This window comes from Pelobacter seleniigenes DSM 18267 (genome assembly GCF_000711225.1).
Classification (GTDB): Bacteria; Desulfobacterota; Desulfuromonadia; order Desulfuromonadales; family Geopsychrobacteraceae; genus Seleniibacterium; species Seleniibacterium seleniigenes.
This window is the reverse complement of the sequence record NZ_JOMG01000002.1, coordinates 2555373-2573540: the sequence shown is the minus strand read 5'-3', so window position 1 is coordinate 2573540 and position 18168 is coordinate 2555373. Positions and strand designations below refer to the sequence as shown.

The window sequence follows — 18168 nt, the reverse complement described above, 5'->3', positions numbered from 1 at the left end:
GCTATTTGCTCTGCGCGGTCGCGCTCACCAGGCTACAGGCTGCGGTGATCGCGACCGGTCTTCTGCAGATAGTATTCATAGCCGCCGTCGTAAGGGATCATCTGACCATGATCGATTTCGAAAACGCGATCCACCAAAGAACGCAGGAAGTGCCGGTCGTGACTGACCAGTAGCAAGGTACCGCTGAATTTCTGCAGCGCATCAAGCAGCACCTCGCGTGATTGAATATCCAGATGGTTGGTCGGTTCGTCCAGAATCAGCAGGTTGAGAGGCCGACCGAGCAGGGTGGCCAGGATCAACCGCGCTTTCTCCCCGCCGGACAATTTGTCGACCCGCTTGTCCACGTCATCCCCCTGGAACAGAAACGCCGCACAAAGGTTGCGCAGCACGCCGATGGTCTGCTGGGGCAAAGCGTCCTGAACCGTTTCAAAGACGGTCTTCTTCGGATCGAGCAATTCCATGGAATGCTGGCTGAAATAACCGGGAAAGACGTTGGCGCCGATGGTCACCGTCCCCGCACTCGGCGCGGTCTGTTCACAGAGGGTTTTCAGGAACGTTGATTTCCCCGCCCCGTTAACCCCGACCACGGCAATCTTGTCGCCGCGCCGGACCATTCCGGACATTCCGGAAAAGACCTGTTTCTCACCACCGTCGTCCAGCGGCCAGTGCTTGGCCAGATCGACAATGGCGATGACGTCGTCGCCGCTGCGCGGTGGCTCGGCAAACTCGAAACGGATGGTCTTCTGTTCCGGAGGCAGTTCGATCCGCTCGATCTTTTCCAGCTTTTTCACCCGCGACTGGACCTGGGCCGCATGGGAGGCGCGCGCCGCAAAACGGGCGATAAACTCCTCTTCTTTGGCGAGCATCTCCTGCTGGCGCCGATAACTGGCTTCCAGCTGTTCCCGGCGCACCTCGCGCTCGCGCAGGTAAAAATCATAGTTGCCGGAATAGCTGGTAATGCTGCCGTTACCGACTTCGACGATCCGGGTGACCAGCCGGTTCATGAAATCGCGGTCGTGGCTGGTCATCAGCAGGGCGCCCTGATAATCTTCGCTGAGCCAGTTTTCCAGCCAGACAATCGACTCGACATCCAGGTGGTTGGTCGGCTCGTCGAGCAGCAGCACATCGGGATTCAGGGTCAGAATCCGCGCCAGGGCGATGCGCATTTTCCAGCCACCGCTGAAACTCTCCACCGGCCGGTCATAGTCATCCGGACCAATGCCGAGTCCGGTCAAAACCGCCTGGGCCCGGGATTCGAGATCATAGCCGCCACGATGTTCGAATTCCTGCTGGGCGTCCCCGTAGCGTTCCAACAGCCGGGCCATCTCGTCATCGCTCATGGGCTCGCACATCTGTGCCTCCATGGCGCTGATCTGCTCCCCCAGCTGGACCGTGGTCGCGGAGGCCGCCACCACTTCGGCCAGGGCGCTGCGCCCCGCCATCTCGCCGACATCCTGGGAAAAATAGCCGATAACGGTTTTCTTGGCACAAGAGATCTCGCCGCTGTCGAGGCTTTCTTCGCCGGTGATCAGGCGAAAAATGGTCGATTTGCCGGCCCCGTTGGGTCCGACCAAACCGCTTCTGCTGCCAGGCAGAAGCTGGAAGGAGGCATTCTTGAACAGCACCCGGTTGCCATGCTGTTTGGTCATATCTGTCAGATGGATCATCGATAACTCTCTTTCATAAAAATCCGTGCCCAGTTACCATGATGAACGCGATCAGATCAAGCAAAAACCATGGGGCAAAAACAAACTTGGCGGAAACAGCAAATACTATATCGCCAGCTGAACATTCATAATCCGCCGAAAACACAGCCTTCGTTAGCCGGCTACCGAAGTCACGATACTGGCCAAACGCCGCACCCGCAGCCCCTACCGCCTGCTATTCCCCGAATTGGCATTGCTCCTGTCCAACCAGATGATTGCAAAGAGGAAGCAATACGACAAAGAGGAGTCGGGACAGCGACTTCTGGGAAAGTCCACCAGAATTGATGCAGGCGGGGCAAAAAAAAGCCCCGTGGCCAGGAGGGGGACCACGGGGTAAGATTTTGAGAGGTTTCTCGAAAGATATCTACTTTGGCTATCGCCGCTTCGCCTGCCACAACAAAGCGTCGATGGTTAATTTATAACCAAATAAGTCACCTTTGTCAAACAAAAAATATAACTTTTTTTGTTATATTTCAAAAAATATCCTTCCTTAGAAAATTATCTAACGATTTCAATCAATTAAAGAAAACAGAAAGCCCGAACAATCTATTCATTTTGACAAGATCATTGCGACCAATGATCATCAACAAGGGGGTTGCCAAACGCAACCGACGGCGTTGTCGCCGGATGTCTCCGCAATTGCCCCTTGCGCCGGCTGGCGTTTATCGGCATGGTTAGGGCTGATGGCTCAAGCGCAACGCAGAAAAATGCACTTTTCCCCAGTTGGCAAAATCAATCAGTTCAACGACCGTCATTGATTTCGCTCGGCCATCCGTGGGTTCAGCAGGCAAGGAGATCTGGCTATGGAATCGATCTGCAATATTTATCGCATTGGAACCGGACCGTCCAGTAGCCACACCATGGCTCCGCAGCGGGCCGCGCGCAATTTTGTCGCCGCTTACCCCGGCGCCGCCCGTTATCGGGTGACCCTGTTCGGCAGCCTTGCCGCCACCGGCCGCGGCCACCTGACCGACCAGGCGCTGTCTCAGGTCATTCCGCCATCCCAGCTTGAGCTGCTCTGGCGGCCACAGGAACAGCTCCCACGCCATCCCAACGGCATGCGTTTTGAGGCCCTCGACGAAGAGGGGGCTCTGCTGGCCAACCGGGACGAATACAGTAGCGGCGGTGGCGCCCTGCTCAGTGACCAGGAGGGGCGGCCGACCGAGCTGTCACGCTACCCGCTGACCACCATGGCCGCAATTATCAGCGCCCTGGAGCAGAGCGGGGAATCCCTCTGGGAATTCGTGATCAACCATGAGGAGCGCCCCTTCCTCGATTACCTGGATAATGTCTGGGATGTCATGACTTCGTCTATCCGCAATGGACTGAGTCATGCCGGAGTGCTCCCCGGAGGTCTCGGCCTGGCCCGCAAAGCGGCCGATTTTTATCGCAAAGCCACCCTCTATAGCACCCATCTGCAGAACAATGCCCGGCTCTGGTCCTATGCTCTGGCCGTGGCCGAAGAAAATGCCTCCGGCGGCATGATCGCCACGGCGCCGACCTGCGGGGCCGGCGGCGTTCTGCCGGCGGTTTTGCGCTATCTGAACGAAACCCTGGCCTGCCGTTATGAGGACATTCTGCATGCCCTGGCGACCGCCGGGCTGATCGGCAACCTGGTCAAGCAAAACGCCTCCATTTCCGGAGCCGAGGTCGGCTGCCAGGGGGAAATCGGCACCGCCTGCGCCATGGCCGCGGCGGCGGCGACCCAGCTCCAGGGCGGCAGCATCAGGCAGATCGAATACGCTGCCGAGATGGGGCTGGAGCATCACCTTGGCCTGACCTGTGATCCGGTCGCCGGGCTGGTCCAGATCCCCTGCATCGAACGCAATGCCCACGCCGCCACCCGGGCCTTAAGCTGCTGTCATTTTGCCCTGCTGGCCGGCGGTGAACATAAAATCAGCTTTGATGAAATCACCGCGGTCATGCGCGAGACCGGCCACGCCCTGCCCCTGCTCTACCGGGAAACCTCGACCGGTGGCATCGCCCGCGCTTATCAACAGCGCAACGGTCCGGCCGCTGACCAATGAAGCACCTACTTTTACTCCTTTGGTAATAGTTTTGTAAAAACAACTGCCTACAGCTCTTTCCCATGGTCACTCGTGCTAAATTGAGAGGGTGATATTCAGCCTTCAAAGGGAGCAAAGAATGACCATGAAACGCAACGAAATAACCGGCTACAGTGTGGGAGAAGAGATTGCCAACAGTGTGACCCATGGGATTGGAACCCTGCTGGCGATCTTGGGGTTGGTCATGCTGGTGGTCTTTGCCAGTCTGCATGGGAATGCCTGGCACATTGTTTCCTGCAGTATTTTCGGCGGGACCCTGCTGTTGTTGTATCTGTCGTCAACCCTTTACCACAGCATCCCCTCCCCCCGGGTCAAACGCCTGCTGCGGGTCTTCGACCATTCGGCCATTTATCTGCTGATTGCCGGAACCTATACCCCGTTCACCCTGGTCAACCTGCGCGGCCCCTGGGGCTGGTCGCTGTTCGGCATCGTCTGGGGCATTGCCCTGCTCGGCATTCTGCTGAAGACAACCCGCTACGCCCAGTTGCGCGGGGTCTCGACCACCCTTTATCTAATTATGGGCTGGACCGTCATTATCGCCATTAAACCAATGCTCTCGGTCCTGGCCCCGACCGGCTTCACCCTGCTGCTGCTGGGCGGACTGGCCTATACCTTCGGGGTCATTTTCTACGCCTGGAAACGTCTCCCCTACGGACACGCGATCTGGCACCTGTTTGTGCTGGCCGGCAGCTGCTTTCATTTTTTTGCGGTTTTTTACTACGTGATTCCGCAATAACAGGCATCCTGCAAACCGGCTACCACACAGGGCACTCCTTATTCAACCAGCTCGAAATCGATCCGCCGCCGCCAGGCTTCGACTTTTTTGACCCGCACCTGCACCCGCATGCCGATGCGGAACTGTCGGCGGCGGTGCTCACCCGTTAAAGATCGGCTCAGCGGGTCGAAGTGGTAATAATCCCCACGCAGGGTCCGGATGTGGACCAGGCCGTCAATCAGCAGTTCATCCAACTCGACAAAAAAACCGAACTCCGTCACCGAGGAAATGGTTCCGGAAAACTCCTCGCCGACCCGCCCCGCCATCAGTTGACAGCAACGCAGATCGATCAGATCCCGCTCCGCCTGCACCGCACGGCGTTCCCGGGCCGAACAGTCGCGCCCCAGGGTTTCCAGCTCGGCATGGGAATAGGATGCCGATTTGGGAGCCGCCGCCAGAACCTGTTTGAGCACCCGATGCACCACCAGGTCCGGATAACGCCGGATCGGCGATGTGAAGTGACAATAACAGTCCGCGGCCAGGCCGAAATGCCCCTGGTTATCCGGCGCATAGCAGGCCTGCTGGAGACTGCGCAAAAGCTGCTGATTGATCAGCCGCCCCTCCGGACGCTCGGCTACCTCGGCCAACAAGCCCTGCAATGCCTGATGCAGCTGTTTCCCCAACACCAGGCCGACCCCACATTCCGCTGCCAGCTGTTGCAATTCCTGCAATTTGAGCAGATCCGGCCGTTCGTGAATCCGGTATAAGAACGGCCACTGCCGCTTCTGCAAAAAGGCCGCAACCGCCTCGTTGGCAGCGAGCATGAACTCTTCGATCAGGCGGTGGGCCTGGTTGCGCTCGATCCGTATCAGGTCGCGGGGCTGACCGTCCTCCGCAAGGAGGATTTCAACTTCTGGGACATCGAGATCAAGGCTGCCGCGGTCTGCCCGCATCCGGGTCAAAATCTGCGCCAGATCCGCCATCTGCGGCAACTGTTCCTGAACCTCAGGCTCCAGCGGACAGCTGTCCGGGGTCTCCAGCCAGGCAGCGACCTGGGTATAGGTGAGCCGCGCCCGGCTGCGCATCACCGCCGGATAGAATTCAGCAGCAGTGGTCACGCCGTGCTGATCGATGCATAACTCGGCGGTCATGACCAGACGATCCTCGGCCGGGTTCAGCGAACAGATCCCGTTGCTCAGCGCTTCGGGCAGCATCGGCAGACAAAAGCCGGGAAAGTAGACACTGGTGCCACGTTCCAGGGCGTCAATATCAACGGCGCTGCCAGGAGTGACATAGTGGGCGACATCGGCAATACAGACCCAGAGCCGAAAAGAGCCGTCCTGCTTCTTCTTCAGCGCCACGGCATCATCAAAGTCACGGGCGGTCTCACCGTCGATGGTCACCAGGGGCAGGGAACGCAGATCGACCCGCGTGGCGGTTTCTTCACGACTGACCGGCCGGGCTGCGGTCTCGGCCTGGGCCAGAGCCGCCGGAGAAAATGTCCGTGGCAAGCCGTGGCTGCGAATAACCGTTTCAATATCCACCTGGGGGTCACCGGCCGGACCAAGAATCTCGCTGATTTTCCCTGTTGCCGGCAATTCCTGTGTCGCAAAACGCTCCAAACTGACTTCCACAACCGTACCCGGCTCGATATCCGACTGCTTCCCGACCAGGACCGGCCCGGGCAACTTCTGCTCCAGCGGCCAGACCAGCCCCTTGCCGGAACGACGCTGATAAGTGCCGAGCAACTGGCTGTGTGCCCGTTCCAGAACCTGCAGCACCTGCCCGAAAGGACGCCGGTCACGGCTGGAGACTCGCCATTGCACCAACACCCGGTCGCCGTCCATGGCGCTGCCGACATGACGGGCCGGAATGAACAGGTCCTCCTGGTCCTGGGTGTCCACGCGCAGGAAACCATAGCCCTGTTCCGCCTGGGCAAAGGTTCCCTCCAGAGTCCGTTGCTGCTCGGCCAGTCGATACTGCCCTTTGCGTTCGCCAAGCTGCCCGCTACGCAGCAATTGCTCCAAGACCTTGGTCAGCACCTTGCGCTCGCCGCCGCGCAATCCGAGGTGATCCGCGATTTCCCTGCGGGTCAGTGACTTTTTGCGCCGCTGACTGAGCAGGCTGATGATTTGCTGTTCCAGACTGTTCATAACCATGATAGTGATTTATTCCTGAACATCCTCGCTGGAGGCGATAATTGGGAAAGAAGGGAGGTTGCCGCAGCAACAGTTCGGACAACCTCAGCACAGACAGAGAGGAAACAGCAAAAGGCCCACAGAGTACAGTAAATTCCGCTATTCCCCCGTTTTAACCGAAGGGCGCTCTGCCTCTCCAAAGCAAGTTCAGCGGTCAAAAAGATAAAGGCCCGTGACCTGTTAGCCCAGTTTTGCTTTGGTCCATTGTACAATCATCCTGCGCTCCATGGCGCCGGATTGCCTGGCCAGCTCAACCCCTTTATGAAACAGCACCAGGGTCGGAATGGAGCGGATATTGAGCCGCCCACCAATGCCGGCATCGCTTTCGGTATTAAATTTGGCCAGGCGCACACGCGGTTCCAAATCCTTGGCCGCCTCGCTGAAGGCGGGTGACATCATCTTGCAGGGCCCACACCAAGGTGCCCAAAAATCGACCAGTAGCGGAATATCATTCTGTTGCAGATAGCGGTCAAAGGTTGCTGAAGTCAACTCAACCGGACGACCGCTAAACAAGGCTTCTTTGCAGCGTCCGCAGTTCGGATGAACGGAAAGTTTGTTTTCGGGAACCCGGTTGATAGCCTGACAATGAGGACAGATCAAGTGGAATGATTCTGACACAATACATCCCCCGTAAAAAAATATCGTTTCCAGTACATTTTACCTTGCCGCGCGGAGAATATCCAACCACGCTGAAAAAACCTGTCCCGGGGTCAAAATTGTCCATTTATTCCAGCAACAAACCCTTGCAATTTTTTTTTCACCTGCAATTTATCTCAATTCCATTTTTCGTCTAAACAACAACCTGTTACATCGTCAGGCAAATAAATGCCTCAACTTTTCTTGCAACCCTTTTCTTGTGATTCGTTTTCAATTGCAGATATTTCAAGATGTTAGCAGAAATCTTAGCAGGCATTTATCTTGCATAGTATACAGGAATATAAATGTAACGTTTCCTCGGGATGTCGGTCGCTGAAAGCGACCTGCGAACAGCGCCGATGAGTGTTAGCGAAAGTCACAATTGTACGATATAGTATCGTAAAAAACGATAGCAAGGTGGGGAATCAATTCAAATGACAAACAATAGTGACCCTCAAAAAACGACCATGAACGTTCCGTTTGGCAAATATTGCTGCACTCAACAAGGTTTTTCCTTAGTTGAGGTTCTGATCGCACTAACCATTTTTGCCATCGGCCTGTTGGCCATTGCAGGGATGCAGATCACCGCCATCAAAACCAATTCGTCCGCCAACACCAGGGCGGTCGAGACGGATATTGCCACCAGCATTCTCAACGAAATAACAACCTGGCCGGTCAGCAGTTTTGCCGATGCGGTCAATGTCCCGTGGGTCTTCAATTCAGGCGATGAAACGGTGATGGGTGGAGGTACCTACGCCGCTGATTATACCATTGCCGTTGACTACAACGGCGTTGCCAACCTGGTGTTTATTCAGGTGAACGTTCAACAAACCAACGGTCTGCAACGGACCTATTCGGTGACCGGGTTCAAGAGAGCAATATGAGCATTCCAAATAGAATAATCAGCACCAAAGCTTTCACCCTGGTCGAGGTTTTGGTTGTTATCGTCATTATGGGTCTGGCCGCAACAGCCATGTATAGCCTCTTTATCCAGACCGAGCAGGAAGCCGGCACCCAGGAAGAGGTGGCTGAAACGCAGCAGAACCTGCGCATTGCCATGAATTTTTTAACCCGGGACATCCAGATGGCCGGGTTTCTGATTCCGACGACAAATTCAGCAATCGAAGCGGCCCCTGCCGATTTGTCCGGCGGTCAGCTACTGACTTTGCGGACCGCATCGACCGATACCGACATCGCCCGGCTGACCGGCACGGTCTCCGTTGCCAATGCGCCAGCGACAGCCTATGTCTTCCCCATTGCCACGGCAGAAATGGTCAACCTGTTCGCGGCCGGAGACAAAGTTCGCCTGCTCAAGACGCCGGACCACGACCAGCGCATTGATCTTGTTTTCACCATCGATTCCGCTCCCACCAGTACCAGCCTGGCCATCAAAGGCTTCAATGCCGTCGCCAATTACAATCAGGCAGATTTGCTGGTCAAAGTCGACAGCAGTGCGTCTCCTCACCCGTATCAGATCGATTATGACCTGAACAATAATCAACTGCGTAGAACCATCAACGGCGGCACCCCTGACATCATTGCCGACAATATTTCAGCGGTTGAATTTGAATATTTGACAACTTCCGGCCAGACCAGCGCTGTCCGCGTGACTCTGACCGGCACGGCTTTCGATCTGAAAGCGAAGACCAACAAAACCAGACAGCTCGTTAAGCTGATTACCTTGAAAAACAATTGAGCTTAAGGACATGACAAAATGAAAAGCAAAGAACAGTTATTTTTCCGGAAAGCGTTGCAAACCCTCAACAATGAGCGCGGGTTTGCCCTGATCCTGGCCCTGTCCATGCTGCTCATCATGAGCATTCTCGGAGTCATGGCCCTGAACACCGCAACCACGGAAACCAGCATTTCCGGCAACTACCGGACCGCACAGATGGCCTTCGAAACCGCTGAGAGGGCGGTTGAGTACGCCTCGACCAGACAAGCCATCTATGCCAGCCTGGGACCGGGTTCGGTGCCCTACGATCTGGACAACACGACCGACCAGGCCAACATTGAAGCCGGTACCGGCTTTGGCCTGGAAGGCAACGATAATTATGTCGAATTTCAATTGACCACCAATTTGCCTCCGGGAAGCGGCTCCGACCCCACCTACTTTGAAGCCCGCTACTATATTGTCAACGCTACCGGGCAAGGACCGAACGATTCGAAAAAACGGATCGAGGCCCAGTACGGAAGGATTGTCCCGAAATAGGAGCAAAAAAATGTCAAAGTGCCTTGTTGTTATCAATACCGCCGTCCTGGCCCTGTTCCTGATGTTACAAGTTGCGAGCGCCGATACCTATATCGGTGATACGGCCATTTACAGCACCACATCTGCCACCTCGCCAAAACCCAACATCATGTTCATCATCGACAACACCCAGCCGATGCAGCAGCAGGGTTCCAGGGAGCTTTACACCTATGATCCTTCTCTGCCAGACACTGATACCAGCAAATTTTATCCAGGAACAGGCTCTGCCGGGTCTCCGGGGCCATACGATCCACTGGCAGTCTATCAGATGGTTGCAGCAACCGGAGGAACCATCAATTATTCCAAGGTCATGGACAGCGTTGAGGACATCGACGGCTGCAATACCGCCTACACTTCACTGATCGAAAACGGTTCCTTCTTCGGACCGCTCAAAGCAAACAAAGGGGACTGTTCATCGTCTCAGAACGACAGTTTTTTCCTCGGTAACCAGCTCAATTATATTGTCACTCCGCCGGAAGGCGTCGGCAGCTGGGCTGCCTCGACCGCCTACACGGCTGGAGACGCTGTCGATGTCAGCGGAACAATCTATGAAGTGGTAGGAATTACCGGCAGCGGCCTGTCAGGAGCGTCACAACCGACCTGGCCGACCACCCCGGGGGCGACCGTCACCGATAACGAGGTCACCTGGACCATGACGGCGGACCTGCTCAGCATGGTGCAGTCAACGGTCAAGCAGGTTGCCGATGCGGTCAGCGAAAGCGTTAATATCGGGCTGATGACCTTCAGTGACAATGGCAAGGGCGGGCAGCTGGAGATATCCATTGCTAACGTGACGAAACACCCCGACCCGAATGACCCTGATGCCATCGACACTACCAAACTGGATGCCTTCAAAGCGGCCATCGATGCGCTTACGCTGATCCCCGGCAATTCAACCCAACCGGTCAACGAGATTCTCTGGGATGCAGGGCTCTATTTTAAGGGCCCTTCAGACTTTACCGACACCCACGAGCGGCTCGGCACCATTGCCGCAGGGGATTCCTCCTATACCAGTCCAATTGAAGAAAGCTGCCAGAAAAACTTCGTGGTTCTGCTCACCACCGGGAGCCAGGATGACGACACCAATATCAAGAGTCGGGATATCAACAACATCGTTGCCAAAGACCCTGACGATCCGGCGGATCCGGACGGCATTTATGTCGATGATGTCGCCAAATATCTCAATTCACCGGACCAAACCGGGGCCAATGGCATCGGCGACCTGGTCAACGGCCTGGTCAGCAATAACCAGGGAGTGCAGACCCACATTATCCAGCTGATGACCGCCAAGGTGGCCCGCCTGGAAACAGCCGCCCAAACCTACGGCGACGGCAACTACTATCAGGTCACGGATAACGCTGAACTCCTCTCGGCCTTGGAAGACGCGCTGACGGATATTCTGCTGGAAACCGACACCGCCTTCATCGCCCCGGTGGTGCCGACCAGCCCGGACAACCGGACCTACAGCGGTGAGCGGGTCTATCTCGGCTTTTTCTACCCGCAGAATGACGAACCCTGGCACGGCAACCTGAAAAAATTCGGCATCGACTCATTAGGCCGAATCGTCGATGTGGCTGGGAATACCGCCACTAACAACGACGGCAGTTTTAAAGATGTCCAGGATGCTTACAACCCCAGCAGCAATACCTATACCGCCAGTTCCTATTGGAGCAGCGGTGATTCTGGGCGGGTTTCCGAAGGGGGGGTCGGGGCCGTACTCTTGACCCAGATCGGGTCAAGGCATATTTACACCTATTTCTCTGACACCAATTTGACCAATTCCTCCAACGCCTTCTCCACCGCAAATTCCAACCTGACCGCGGCGCTCATGGATGTTGCGGACGATACGGAAAAGGACAAGCTGATCAACTTTATCCATGGCTATGACAGTTACGACGAATATGTCGACAGCACCCGCCCCTGGATCCTCGGAGACATCCTGCATTCGCGCCCGAATGTCGTCAACTACACCCAATATGACTTCAGCGTCGCCAGCAATGAGACCAACTGCAGCGTCAACAAAACCACCATCTTTGTCGGTGCCAACGACGGTATGATGCATGCGTTCAGGGACTGCGACGGCCAGGAACGCTGGGCCTTCATCCCGCCGGACCTGCTGCCCAGACTGAAAGAGGTGCGCAATAACACCCACCCATATTTTGTCGATGGATCTCCGGTCACCTATGTCTACGATGCCGATCATGACGGTAATATCGAAGCAACGGACCAGGACGGCAACCACGATAAAGTCATTCTGCTGTTCGGCCTGCGGCGCGGCGGCGATGCCTATTACGCCCTTGACGTCACCGATCCGAATGCACCGGTTTACCTCTGGAAGATCGACGGCAGCAACGCGGCTTTTGCTGAACTGGGGCAGTCCTGGAGCACCCCGAACCTGGGGCTGGTTAAAAATGATTCCGGAGATGTGGTGCTGGCCGCCTTTATCGGCGCGGGCTACGACAACCTGAACGAAGACGGTCGCTTTGGCGCAACCCAGGGTTTCACCAACAGTGATGTCTCGCCGCCCACGGACGATGCCGATTATCAAACCTCGGATGCAACCGTCACCCCGGGGGAAAACGGCTCTAATCCGGTGACCAACAACCCGAAAGGACGCGGTGTCTATGCCTTCGAGGTGGCGACAATCGGCAGCGGCGGGATCCCCACCATTGCCAGCAGCGCAACCAAGGTCTGGGACTTTGTCTATGGGGAGAGCAGCAATTCTTACAATTCTGCCCGGCTGACCTATTCCTTCCCGACCGATATCACTGTCCTGGACACGGATTACGACGGTTTTGTTGACCGGCTCTATGCAGGCGACACCGGCGGCCATATGTGGCGCTTCAGCAGGTATGGCGGCGGGAGTGACGGTCTCAGACCATTGGCCGATCCTGAGATCAGCACCTGGTTCGGTAAGCGGATTTTTTCCGCCAATGTCGGCGGCGACGGCACGGTCGGCCGGAAAATATTTTACCGTCCTTCCGTGACCCAGCAGCTCGGCGGCATTGTCAACCTCTACTTTGGAACGGGTGACCGCGCCCACCCCCTGAATAAAGATGTCGTTGATCGCATGTATGCCCTGTTTGATCGCAATCAGGTCACCATAGAAGACATTGATGAAGATAACCTGGTTGACGTGACCGAGAACCTGCTGCAGGACAATTCCACCAGCGCCGACGATATTTCCGCTCTGCTCACCGCTCTCGCCCCCGGCCCGCTGTTGACGGGAAGCGGTTCAGTCACCGGCAACTTCGGTTTTCTGATCAAGCTGGATGAAACCGACCATGAAGGAGAGAAAGTCCTCTCTCCGGCGTTGGCTTTCAACAAGGTGGCCTATTATACGACCTATGCTCCCGGCACCCTCAATACATCGCCATGCGACCCGGGAAATCTTGGAATTTCCCGATTGTATGCCGTTGATTACTTGACCGGAGAAGCCGTCCTGAACTTTAATAACGAAGAAAACAACGGCTCGTCCAACAATGACAGCGAATCCACCGCCAACAACTCCCGCGCGGAGAGTGATTCGGGCAATGTCCTGCGCAAGGCAGACCGATCGGTTGATCTAGGGGTCGGGATTCCTTCAGGGATTGTCGTGCTGCTGCCGCCTTCGGGCGATGCCAAACTGCTGATCGGCTGCGGTGGCGGACTCTGTTCGGAAGATCCCGTTCCGGGTGGAACCGTATACCCGATCTACTGGCGGACCTATTAACCTGGATAGTTAAGGATGAATGATGCTGCTACGGTTTGTACTTCTCTTCTTCTGTCTACTGATCTTATTCGGCTGTAGCCAGCAAACATCAGAATCGGAAAAGCCCTCGGCAACCACCCAGGCGGTTGCCGAGGAGTCTGAGATAACTCCCGCAAAGGCCCCAACTGCAAGCGAAGAGCCAACGGAAACAACGTCGGAAACCGAAACGTCCAGCCTGCAGCCGACCAACCAGCCACCCCTGATCAACTCGGTTGCCTTTGCCAATCCGTATGTTCACCGCGGGGTCGACATCGAAGCTATTCCGGAGGTCGAAGACCCGGATGGCGACGATGTCTCTGTGACCTACCGTTGGTTTCTCAACGGCCAGGAATTACAGGAAGAACTTGGCCCGATTCTCCCCGGCGACCGTTTTGTGAAGGGGGATCGCATCGCTTTATGGCTGATTCCTGCGGACGAATATGGTCCCGGAAAAACTTTTTACGGCTCAGAATTCGTTATTCCAAATGCACCACCCCAGCTCACCACAGATCTTCAGCCGGTCTTTCAAGACAATATCCTCGATTTTGTCATTCCGGCGACCGACCCCGATGGTGACGAGATCGCCTTTTCCCTGAGCGGAGCTCTGGAAGGGATGAGTATCGATGCCCAGAGCGGCAAGCTTTATTGGGCCCCCAAGGAGGCCCAGCTCAGCCAAGGCCCGTACCATGTGCAGATCCTGCTGGATGATCATGATGGCGGACAGACCATGGTGAATTTTGACATCGAGGAGAGAAGCATTGAAAAATAACCAGCGCGGCTTCACCCTCCTGGAAGCAATGATTGTCCTTGTTTTGTTTGGTCTTGTTGCCGCAATCGCTTTGCCGTCCCTTTCCGGCTGGCGGGAAGGCTCCGAAAGCAAAAGCGCCGCGCGGGACATTCTCTATGGATTAAGAAATGCTCGCAGTACGGCGATTTCCAAGAACACTCCCATTGCGGTTACAATCGATATGAGCGGTCGTGCTTTGAGCTATGACGGCGTTAATCTGAACTTTTCCGACCGCACCAAAATTGCCGCGGACGCTGACATCACCAGCCTGTCCGCCAGCGGCACCCGAACCATCACCTTTGATCCCCAGGGGAGTGCCGACACCGTCATGTTCATCCGTGTCAATGAGGATCCGGACCTGACCATTCAACTCGGCCTGAACGGAATTGCAAGAATGTAATCCGCCCCTGTGGGCTGGGATCGAGTTAGTTAAACAGGCTTGCTTTTATTTAAGCGAATTATTCCCGGAAGCTTCCTTCCCGGGAAAGATATATTTCCGAAATATCTGCCCATCATAAAAAGCTCCCAGAGCCAAACGCTCAGTTCATACTGAGAATTGAGTCATTCTCTGTTAAAATGCCAGAAACCACACACTCTCCAGCCCAGCCACAGGACCGCCGTTGAAATATCCGCCCTTGCCCAGTGACAGCAACCGACCGCCGAAGCGTTTTCTGGATATTTTCCGTTACAGCCGCCGGGCGCTGGAGCTGGTCTGGTCGACCAGCCACCGGCTGACGCTCATTTTTGCCCTGCTGACCCTGGTGGTCGGGGTGTTGCCGGCCGCGGTGGCCTGGATCGGCCAGTTAATTGTCGACGGCGTGGTTGCGGCCATCGCCCAGTATCAGCAGACCGGCAGCGCCGCAACGACCTTCATTTTGCTCCTGGTCGGCTGTGAAGCGGGCATTGTCACGGTCATCGCCGGGGGGCAGCGTGGTATCTCCACCTGTCAGGCGCTGCTGCGCGCGCTGATGGGGCAGAAGATCAACCTGCTGATCCTGGAAAAAGCCCAACAGCTGAGCCTGAGTCAGTTTGAAGACTCGGAATTTTACGACAAGCTGACCCGGGCTCGGCGGGAAGCCTCGACCCGGCCGCTGAGTCTGGTTACCGGGACCTTCGGTCTGGTTCAGAATGGCATTTCCCTGGTCAGTTACGGCGTCCTGCTGATTCAGTTTTCCCCGCTGACCGTGCTGATTCTGATCCTGGGCGGAATTCCGGAATTCCTCGCCGAAGCGAAATTTTCCGGGGATAAATTCCGCCTGTTTCGCTTCCGTTCACCGGAAACCCGCATGCAGATGTACCTGGAAACGGTCCTCGCCCGCGAAGACTATGTCAAGGAAGTCAAACTGTTCCAGCTCGCCCCCCGCCTGCTGCGGCGCTATCGCGAAATCTTCGCCAAGCTGTTTGCCGAAGACCGCCAATTGACCCTGCGCCGCGACCTGTGGGGATTTCTGCTCGGGCTGCTGGGGACCGCCGCTTTCTATGGAGCCTATGCCTGGATTGCCCTGGCCGCCATCCACGGCGTGATCAGCCTTGGCCAGATGACCATGTATCTGCTGCTCTTCAAACAGGGGCAATCCGCGGTTTCAGCCAGCCTCAAAGCCATCAGTGGAATGTACGAAGACAATCTCTACCTGTCCAACCTCTACGAATACCTTGAGCAGCCGGTGCCCGCCGTTAACGGCGCCTTACCGCAAGGGCCACGTCCTGGCGACGGCCTGCGTTTCGAGAAGGTCTGTTTTCGCTATCCGGACAGCGACCAGGCGGCATTGACAGAAGTCAGCCTGCACCTGCAGCCGGGAACCAGCCTGGCCCTGGTGGGGGAAAACGGCTCCGGAAAAACCACCCTGATCAAATTGCTCACCCGTCTCTATCCCCCTAATTCCGGGCGCATCCTGCTCGACGGGCTTGACCTGCAGCAATGGGACGCCGCCGCCCTGCAACGCCGGATCGGGGTGATTTTCCAGGATTTCGGACGGTACCAGTTCCTGGTCGGGGAGAATATCGGCGCCGGCGATGTCGACCATTTTGAAGATCGCGATCATTGGCAGCAGGCGGCTGAAAAAGGGATGGCCACGGATTTTATCGACAAGCTGCCGAATCGCTACGAAACCCAGTTGGGCAAATGGTTCAAGGGCGGCCGGGAACTTTCCGGTGGACAATGGCAGAAAATCGCCCTGGCCCGTGCCTTCATGCGCACCCGGGCCGACCTGTTGGTCCTTGACGAACCGACCGCAACCATGGACGCCGCCGCTGAAGCGACCATTTTCGAGCATTTCCGGGAATTGAGTCGGGGCAAGATGACCATCCTGATTTCCCACCGCTTTTCCACCGTGCGCATGGCCGACCAGATCATCGTGCTGGACAAGGGCCGCATCATCGAACAGGGCAACCATGACCAGCTCATGAGCTTGAACGGCCGCTATGCTCAGCTGTTTTCATTACAGGCCAAAGGTTACCGCTAGCCAACCATAAAAATCAGCGCCAACAATTATTAATATTGTCAAAATCAGGAACTTATCCTACTCTTTCGCAGGCCCATTCCCCCACAGCGAAACCGAGATGACAGTTCTGGATCATTTTATTCATGAGCGTCCTCCCCGCCCTGCCAGACCAACATTTTGGCGGTGGATTCTCGCCGGAGGTGCATCTGCACTGCTGGTCACTCTTGCGGCCTGTGCTCCGGTCGGTCCGGACTACCAGCCACCACAGCAGGAATTGCCTGCGTCCTGGAGCCACAGTGACACGGCATCAGCTCAGCCCCTGCCTGCGGAAAAACTGGATCGCTGGTGGACTTTGTTTGACGATCCCACCCTCACCTCCCTGATCGAACGGGCCAACCGTGCCAACCCTGATATGAGAATCGCCGCAGCGCGGATTGTCCAGGCCCGTGCCCAGTACCGGGTAACCAGCGCGGCACAGCTTCCCGGGGTGACCGCTCAAGGGGATTATTCCTCAAGCAGAAAAAGCGCAAACGTCCCCAGCAGCTCCAGCGGCTCAACCCAGGATTTGTTTCAGGTCAACTTTGATGCAACCTGGGAAGTGGATGTTTTCGGCGGGATCAGACGGGCCCGGGAAGAAGCGGAGGCACGCTTCGGCGCCGCCTTGGAAAACGGCAGCGCCATTCGGATCTCCCTGGAGGCTGAAGTCGCCCGCAATTACCTGACCTTGCGCGGCAGTCAGGAACGCCTGGCAACCAGCCTGAAAAATATCGATATTCTGCAACAGACTCTGGAATTGGCACAGGGACGTTTCGCCAGCGGCCTGGGCAATCGCCTGGAAGTTACCCAGGCGGAAACCCAATTGAACCTGAGCAAGGCGCAATTACCGTCATTGCAGAATACCATCGGTCAGACCATCCAGCGTCTCGCCCTGTTGCTGGGTCTGCCACCGCAAGGCTTAACCAGCGAGCTGACGGCCAGCCAGCCCCTGCCGCAGCTACCTCTATTGCTGCCGCAGACCCTGCCGTCTGAGCTGCTGCGCCGCCGCCCCGACATCCGCCAGGCGGAACGCGAACTGGCGGCCGCCACCGCGGCCGTCGGCGTGGCCACCGCAGAGCTGTTTCCCCATTTTTCCCTGACTGCGCTGATCGGCCTGCAGAGCAACCACCTGGACAACCTGCTCAGCACCGGCAGCCGTTACTGGAGCACCGGGCCGGCAGTTCGCTGGTCTTTGTTCAACGGCGGCCAGGTCCGGGCCAATATCGATCTGCAGCAGGGCCGGCGGGAAGAAATTCAAGCGGCCTACAAAAAAACGGTGCTGACCGCTCTCAATGAAACGGAAAGCGCTATCCTTGCCCTGGTCAGCGAAGCGCAGACCCGGGCCGCCCTGGTCACCGCAGTGACTACGAGCCAGCGCGCGGTCGAACTCGCCAGCGGCCGTTACCGTAGCGGTCTGACCGATTTCCTGGAAGTTCTCCTGAGCGAACGAACCCTTTTTCAACTCCAGGATCAACTGCTCCTCAGCCAACAACAGACCGCCGTCAACATGGTTGCCCTGTTTAAAGCCTTAGGCGGCGGTTGGCCCCTCGACACCGAACCAGCCCCCGCAGTGACAGCAACGCCATGACAACCAGCGGAAAA

General features: G+C 56.5%; 13 protein-coding genes. 10 read left to right on the top strand and 3 right to left on the bottom strand.

The window, feature by feature from the left end; translation table 11 throughout:
- Positions 1-32: 32 nt before the first annotated feature.
- On the bottom strand, positions 33-1667 hold the full coding sequence (locus N909_RS0114585) for an ABC-F family ATP-binding cassette domain-containing protein (protein ID WP_029916390.1): 1635 nt from the start codon (positions 1665-1667) through the stop codon (positions 33-35).
- A gap of 842 nt (positions 1668-2509) precedes the next feature.
- Between N909_RS0114585 and N909_RS0114570 the strand changes: the two genes are divergently transcribed.
- Both N909_RS0114570 and trhA read left to right on the top strand, forming a co-directional pair.
- Entirely contained in the window at positions 2510-3733 is a 1224-nt protein-coding gene (locus N909_RS0114570; RefSeq protein ID WP_029916387.1) for an L-serine ammonia-lyase, iron-sulfur-dependent, subunit alpha, read from the top strand.
- Positions 3734-3857: 124 nt separating this feature from the next.
- The gene (gene trhA, locus N909_RS0114565) at positions 3858-4508 is read left to right on the top strand and encodes a PAQR family membrane homeostasis protein TrhA (protein WP_029916385.1); all 651 of its coding nucleotides are present in this window, start codon (positions 3858-3860) and stop codon (positions 4506-4508) included.
- A 38-nt stretch (positions 4509-4546) separates the two neighbouring features.
- Here trhA and rnr read toward each other — a convergent pair whose 3' ends face one another.
- Complete coding sequence (gene rnr, locus N909_RS0114560; RefSeq protein ID WP_051689785.1) at positions 4547-6646, bottom strand: ribonuclease R; 2100 nt, start codon at positions 6644-6646, stop codon at positions 4547-4549.
- A gap of 219 nt (positions 6647-6865) precedes the next feature.
- Positions 6866-7303 carry a thioredoxin TrxC gene (gene trxC, locus N909_RS0114555; RefSeq protein ID WP_029916380.1) on the bottom strand — a complete coding sequence of 146 codons (438 nt, stop codon included), beginning with the start codon at positions 7301-7303 and terminating at the stop codon, positions 6866-6868.
- A 452-nt stretch (positions 7304-7755) separates the two neighbouring features.
- On the opposite strand from trxC, the gene N909_RS0114550 reads away from it, so the two are divergent.
- From N909_RS0114550 to N909_RS0114515, 8 genes are all read left to right on the top strand, one after another.
- Positions 7756-8205: a type IV pilus modification PilV family protein gene (locus N909_RS0114550; RefSeq protein WP_029916372.1), complete on the top strand. Its 450-nt coding sequence runs from the start codon at positions 7756-7758 to the stop codon at positions 8203-8205.
- Positions 8202-9017 carry a PilW family protein gene (locus tag N909_RS0114545; protein ID WP_029916370.1) on the top strand — a complete coding sequence of 272 codons (816 nt, stop codon included), beginning with the start codon at positions 8202-8204 and terminating at the stop codon, positions 9015-9017. Before N909_RS0114550 ends, N909_RS0114545 begins: the two co-directional genes overlap by 4 nt.
- A gap of 18 nt (positions 9018-9035) precedes the next feature.
- Positions 9036-9533 carry a pilus assembly PilX family protein gene (locus tag N909_RS0114540; RefSeq protein ID WP_029916368.1) on the top strand — a complete coding sequence of 166 codons (498 nt, stop codon included), beginning with the start codon at positions 9036-9038 and terminating at the stop codon, positions 9531-9533.
- Between the two features lie 10 nt (positions 9534-9543).
- Positions 9544-13284: a pilus assembly protein gene (locus N909_RS0114535; protein WP_029916366.1), complete on the top strand. Its 3741-nt coding sequence runs from the start codon at positions 9544-9546 to the stop codon at positions 13282-13284.
- A 19-nt stretch (positions 13285-13303) separates the two neighbouring features.
- Positions 13304-14071, top strand: a complete 768-nt coding sequence (locus N909_RS0114530) for a hypothetical protein (RefSeq protein WP_155005947.1) — start codon at positions 13304-13306, stop codon at positions 14069-14071.
- On the top strand, positions 14061-14489 hold the full coding sequence (locus N909_RS24730; protein ID WP_051689784.1) for a GspH/FimT family pseudopilin: 429 nt from the start codon (positions 14061-14063) through the stop codon (positions 14487-14489). The genes N909_RS0114530 and N909_RS24730 overlap by 11 nt, the downstream gene beginning before the upstream one ends.
- A gap of 220 nt (positions 14490-14709) precedes the next feature.
- On the top strand, positions 14710-16551 hold the full coding sequence (locus tag N909_RS0114520) for an ABC transporter ATP-binding protein (RefSeq protein ID WP_211253957.1): 1842 nt from the start codon (positions 14710-14712) through the stop codon (positions 16549-16551).
- Positions 16552-16648: 97 nt separating this feature from the next.
- Positions 16649-18154 (top strand): efflux transporter outer membrane subunit, encoded by a 1506-nt coding sequence (locus tag N909_RS0114515; RefSeq protein WP_051689783.1) that lies wholly within the window; start codon positions 16649-16651, stop codon positions 18152-18154.
- Positions 18155-18168 lie beyond the last annotated feature (14 nt).